This window comes from Facklamia sp. P13064, from assembly GCF_050409425.1.
GTDB lineage: Bacteria > Bacillota > Bacilli > Lactobacillales > Aerococcaceae > Facklamia.
In genome coordinates this window covers 1-5,459 of the sequence record NZ_JBNUPM010000032.1, presented here as the reverse complement: position 1 = coordinate 5,459, position 5,459 = coordinate 1, and the positions used below count along the sequence as shown (strand labels likewise).

At 36.2% G+C, this 5,459-nt stretch carries 3 protein-coding genes and 1 tRNA gene; all 4 read left to right on the top strand.

Annotation, left to right across the window (positions count from 1 at the left end; translation table 11 throughout):
• The first annotated feature begins 390 nt into the window (after positions 1–390).
• The 4 genes from ACQV2S_RS08550 (at position 391) to ACQV2S_RS08535 (ending at position 5,371) form a co-directional block, all read left to right on the top strand.
• Positions 391–1,125 carry a metallophosphoesterase family protein gene (locus tag ACQV2S_RS08550; protein ID WP_428875545.1) on the top strand — a complete coding sequence of 245 codons (735 nt, stop codon included), beginning with the start codon at positions 391–393 and terminating at the stop codon, positions 1,123–1,125.
• 4 nt (positions 1,126–1,129) lie between these two features.
• Positions 1,130–3,316: a Tex family protein gene (locus ACQV2S_RS08545; RefSeq protein ID WP_428875544.1), complete on the top strand. Its 2,187-nt coding sequence runs from the start codon at positions 1,130–1,132 to the stop codon at positions 3,314–3,316.
• Between the two features lie 55 nt (positions 3,317–3,371).
• Positions 3,372–3,454, top strand: a tRNA-Leu gene (locus tag ACQV2S_RS08540).
• Positions 3,455–3,943: 489 nt separating this feature from the next.
• On the top strand, positions 3,944–5,371 hold the full coding sequence (locus ACQV2S_RS08535) for an alanine/glycine:cation symporter family protein (RefSeq protein WP_428875543.1): 1,428 nt from the start codon (positions 3,944–3,946) through the stop codon (positions 5,369–5,371).
• Positions 5,372–5,459 lie beyond the last annotated feature (88 nt).

Sequence of the window (5,459 nt, the reverse complement as noted above, 5' to 3'; positions counted from 1 at the left end):
AGACAGCTATCAACAGGATAGGTCAGTGTACACTTTATGTGAAGCTTATTTTTGATCGTTTCCACACAATTATCAGATAATTTTACGTTAGGGTCTTTTATATGGAGTATCATGAGTCATAACACAGAGTCCTTTCTATTTTAGTTACCACTTTTAATAGATCGGACTTCTGTGTTTTTGTGTACCAAAAATAGGATGGAAGGAAGTGTTTTTTTCTTCCATCCACCCTGTTTATTATAGAACCAAAACAATAAAGCCCTTCAAGTAGTTTCTTCTAACTTGCGTGAGGGGCTTTACTATTGATCGAGCTTTCTATAAAATATTCTATGATTTTCCTACTACTTAAGCTATGCTATACTTAATTTATTCGATTTTAAAGGCGGTGAAGCAGTGAAAAATAATCCAGAGCACTTATTTGTTATCGGAGATATCCACGGAATGAGTGATGAATTAGATCAACTATTAGCAAGTTGGATACCTGAAGAAGAGCGATTGGTCTTTATTGGAGATTATATTGATCGTGGCTATGATAGTTTAGCTGTTTTAAACCGTGTATGGCAACTTCAAAAAGAAAAGAATGCCCTCTGTTTAAGAGGGAACCACGAATCCATGCTCTTAAATTTTTTGCGAAGCCCGCATAATTTTTTTAATCATTACATTATGAATGGTGGAGTAGCGACTATTTGTCAGTTATTAAATATTCCTGAAGAGAAAGTCGTAAAATCACAAGCCAGACGACTAGCTCGTCAAATTAAACAGACTTATCCTAAGCTGGAAACTTGGTTAGAGGGTCTCCCTTATTATTTTGAATATGGAGAATTCATTATTGTTCATGCTGGTGTAGATTTGTCGCTTGAAAACTGGAAAAACACTTCTGATCACGATTTTCTGTGGATTAGAGACAGCTTTCATCAAACAAAGAATTCTACCGGTAAACAAATTATTTTTGGGCACACTCCAACTATGGTGCTTCATCAGAATTACTATAATTCCAATGTTTGGCGTAAAGATATGAAATGGGGAATTGATGGTGGTTGTGTCTTTGGAGGAGAACTGCATGCTATGAAAGTTAGTAAAACGGCAGTAATTCAGATATATTCCGTCCCAGTTTTAGAAGGAGAATGATAGGATGAATAATGAAAACAATCAAGCAAATATTATCAAATCCATTAGCAACGAATTAAATATAGAAGTCAATCAAATTAATGCGGTTCTTAATTTATTGGAGGAAGGGAATACAATCCCTTTTATTTCACGTTACCGTAAAGAAATGACTGGGTCTCTAGATGAGGTTCAAATCTATGATATCGATAAACAGTATCAGTATGCTTTAAATCTCCATCAACGCAAAGAGGATGTCTTAAAAGCGATTGAGGAACAAGGGAAGCTGGATGCTGACCTTCAAGAAAATATTGAACAGGCACAGACATTACAACAAGTAGAAGACTTATATCGTCCCTTTAAGAAAAAACGTCGGACTAAAGCGATGGTGGCTATTGAGAATGGTTTAGAACCTTTAGCAAGTTGGATGCTAACTAATAAAGACTTAGATGTTCCACTGGAGCAAGAGGCCGAAAAATATCTTAACGAGTCGGTTTCATCAGTTGACAAAGCACTCGAAGGAGCCCATGAGATTATTGCTCAAGAAATATCGGATCGAGCAGATTTCCGAGAATTTATTCGAAAATATACAAAATATAATGCCTATTGGACCACTACTTTAAAAGAGCAAGACATTGACGAACGTGGAGTTTATCAAATGTATTACGATTTCCAAGAAAAACTAATGAAAATTGCTGAATATCGTGTCTTAGCCTCCAATCGTGGTGAAAAAGAAGGGGTTCTTTCAGTTAAAATCCAAGTAGATGAGGAACCGGCGCTTCAGTATATAGAAAAGCATATTCTAGATGAAGAACTGCCTAACCAACAAAAAGAGCGGATTGAGTTAGCAATTAAAGATGCCTATAAACGGTTTATTCAGCCGGCAATTGAGCGTGAAATTAGGAGTGAACAAACTGAAAGGGCAGATCGCCATGCGATTGCTATTTTTGGAGAGAACTTACGTCATTTACTTTTACAGCCTCCAATGAAGGGCTTTCGCGTACTCGGATTAGACCCTGCTTATCGTACGGGGTGCAAATTGGCGATTATTTCAGAAACTGGTCGTGTGCTAGATAAGGGTGTAATCTATCCGCATCCACCTGCAACTGACTATAAGCGCCAACAAGCAGCGACTATTTTAAAGTCAATGATTGAACAACATCAAGTTGATGTTATTGCTATTGGTAACGGAACAGCAAGTAGAGAATCTGAAGTCTTTGTAAGTGAAGTAGTTAAGCAGATTGACCGGTCTATTCGGTTTATAGTTGTTAATGAGGCAGGCGCTTCTGTATATTCAGCTAGTAAAATAGCTCGTGAAGAATTTCCTGATTATCAAGTAGAAGAAAGAAGTGCAGTTTCTATCGCAAGAAGATTGCAAGATCCTCTAGCAGAGTTGATAAAAATTGATCCGAAATCAATGGGAGTCGGACAATACCAGCACGATGTTAGCCAAAATTTATTGGCAGATGAATTGGATTTTGTCGTTAATATGACAGTCAATCAGGTAGGAGTCGACATTAATACTGCTAGTATTCAATTATTAGAACGTGTATCTGGAATGACCCATGCAACAGCTAAGAATGTGATTCTTTTAAGAGATGAGATTGGTAGGTTTGAGGATCGAAAACAGATTAAAAAAGTGAAACGCATGGGACCAAAAACCTATGAACAAGCTGTTGGTTTCTTACGCATTATAAAAGGAACAAACCCTCTAGATCAGACCTCTATTCACCCAGAATCATACGCAATTGCAGAACGGATTCTAGAAGATAATGGCTTGTCTTTAGATGAAATAGGTCAAGTAGAAAGCAGTCAAATTTTAAAATCTTTAGACACCCAGCAGATTGCTCAAACTTATCAAATTGGAAAAGAAACAGCCAAGGATATCTTGGAAGGCTTGATAAATCCTAGTCAAGATATTCGAGATGGTCAGGATGCGCCTGTTTTAAGAGACGATGTTTTGAAGCTGGAAGACTTAGAGGAAAATATGCAGTTACAGGGTGTTGTAAGAAATGTTGTCGACTTTGGCGTTTTTGTTGATATTGGAGTTAAACAGGATGGACTTATCCATATATCTAAATTAAGTTCACCAAAAGGTCGATTCATTAAGCATCCTTCTGAGCTAGTAGCCGTGGGAGATATTGTTGAAGTAGAAGTAATTTCTATTGATCGTGAACGGTCACGCATTGGATTAAAACTAATAAATCCTAAATAAAAGTTGACATAAGCGCTGCCGATTCGTTACAATATATACTATCGTTATTGATAGAGCGGTCGTGGCGGAATGGCAGACGCGCCAGCTTGAGGGGCTGGTATCCTTAAGGATGTGGAAGTTCGAGTCTTCTCGGCCGCATTAGGATTTTGGTTATGGAAGTTATAATAAAAGTTGATATTTTGTGATTATTTAAGTGGTATTTATTCGGTGTTTATATCGGATGGATACCACTTCTTTCTTTATAAAATTAAGAATTCTAGTTAATGATCTAAGTTCTTTCAAACTAATCTACTTATTAACATAAAAATGAAATAGAATGCCTTTTATCAATCTTATTCGATATTTAGCATACTTATGAATGACTAAAATTCTACATCGAACGTTAGTAATTAAGTCACAATTTCCTTCAAGCATTCAAATGTTTAAAAATAACATATCAGCTATAATACTATTGAGCAAAACGATTAAAAAAATTAATGAAAACCATTAATTTACCTTATAGTTTGTGTTAATCTTAACAAGTAGCGACAAATTATCTTGGAAGGAGTGAACCTATATATGAAAGTTATTTATTTATTTATTAACAGGTCTACTTCAGCTGTTTCTAATTAAGAAAGGAATTATTTAATGAATTTTTCAGATATTGTTGTAACACTTAGAGATTATTTATGGGATTATGTTCTTTTATATGCTTTTATTGGAATCGGATTATTTATGACTGTTCGTTTGGGTTTCCCGCAGTTTTCACGTGTTTTTCCTGCTCTGAAACGTATGATATCAGATATTATAAAGGGTAAATCAGCCAAAGAAGGTGGTATGACTCCTTTTCAATCTTTAGCTACAGCCGTTGCGGCTCAAGTAGGGACTGGCAATATAGTAGGGATTGCAACTGCTATTATTGGTGGCGGTCCGGGAGCGGCATTTTGGATGTTGGTTTCTGGCTTTTTAGGAATGTCTACAATGTTTGCTGAAGCTACCATGTCTCAAGTATTTAGGGAGAGGGAAGTTTCAGATGGTACGTTAGTTGGAGGACCTGCGTACTATATTAAAAATGGTTTAAAGCAAAAGTGGCTAGCATATATTTTTGCTGTTTTGTGCATTGTTGCACTTGGATTAGTTGGTATTATGGTTCAGGCTAACTCTATTATTTCGTCAATGAATACGGCTTTTGGTTTAAATCAATTCTTGATAGCCTGTGTTTTAATAGTGGTGGTTGGCTGGATCCTTATTGGAGGAATGGAGCGGATTGGTAAATTTTCTGAGCGTGTTGTTCCTACTATGGCCATATCATATGTTTTAGTGGCATTATTAATTATGATTTTAAACATTGATCAATTGATACCCACTATCAAGTTGATTATTAATAGCGCTTTTAATCCTCAAGCGATAGCTGGAGGAGCGCTAGGAATCAGTGTTCAGCAAGCAATGCGATATGGGTTAGCTAGAGGTTTATTTTCAAATGAGGCCGGAATGGGATCAACCCCCCATTCTCATGCAGTAGCTGTGACTTCACATCCTGCTGAACAAGGCTTTATTGCCATGATTGGTGTTTTTATATGTACTTTTATTATTTGTGTGGCAACGGTCATGATAAATCTTTTAACAGGGGCTTATTCCATTGAAACAATCCAAGCTATGACTCCTCAAGCTTTAGGTGAGTATGGTCAAATCATGACACAAACTGCTTTCCAAATTCAATTTGGAAAAATTGGAGAGTCGTTCTTAGCTATCGCCTTATCAAGCTTTTCCTTAACTACAATTGTTGGTTGGTTTTTCTTTGCAGAGTCCAATGTTAAATTTATCTTTGATAATGGGAAAATCATTCATTCTTTTAAGTTAGTTGCTTTGATGGCAATTGCCATGGGTTATTTTGCAAGTCCTGGTGTAGTTTGGGATATTGCTGACTTATCAATGGGGCTAATGGCTTTACCTAATATAATTGCTCTAATCTTTTTGTCAGGTAAAACAGCAGAAGTCCTGAAAGATTATGACAAACAAGTTCAGATCGATGCAGAACATCTATCATGGGATTATAAATACGAAAAGGCTCACTAAACAAATATATTTTCACAAAAAGAACTTCTGAATTGATGTGAACCTCAAAAGTTGGAGTTTGTATTTAAACGGTTAATTGAATGGTATA

Excerpts from the sequence above, each read along its gene's own strand:
- ACQV2S_RS08535 (WP_428875543.1), top strand. The coding sequence starts at position 3,944 with ATGAATTTTTCAGATATTGTTGTAACACTTAGAGATTATTTATGGGAT.
- ACQV2S_RS08545 (WP_428875544.1), top strand. The coding sequence starts at position 1,130 with ATGAATAATGAAAACAATCAAGCAAATATTATCAAATCCATTAGCAAC.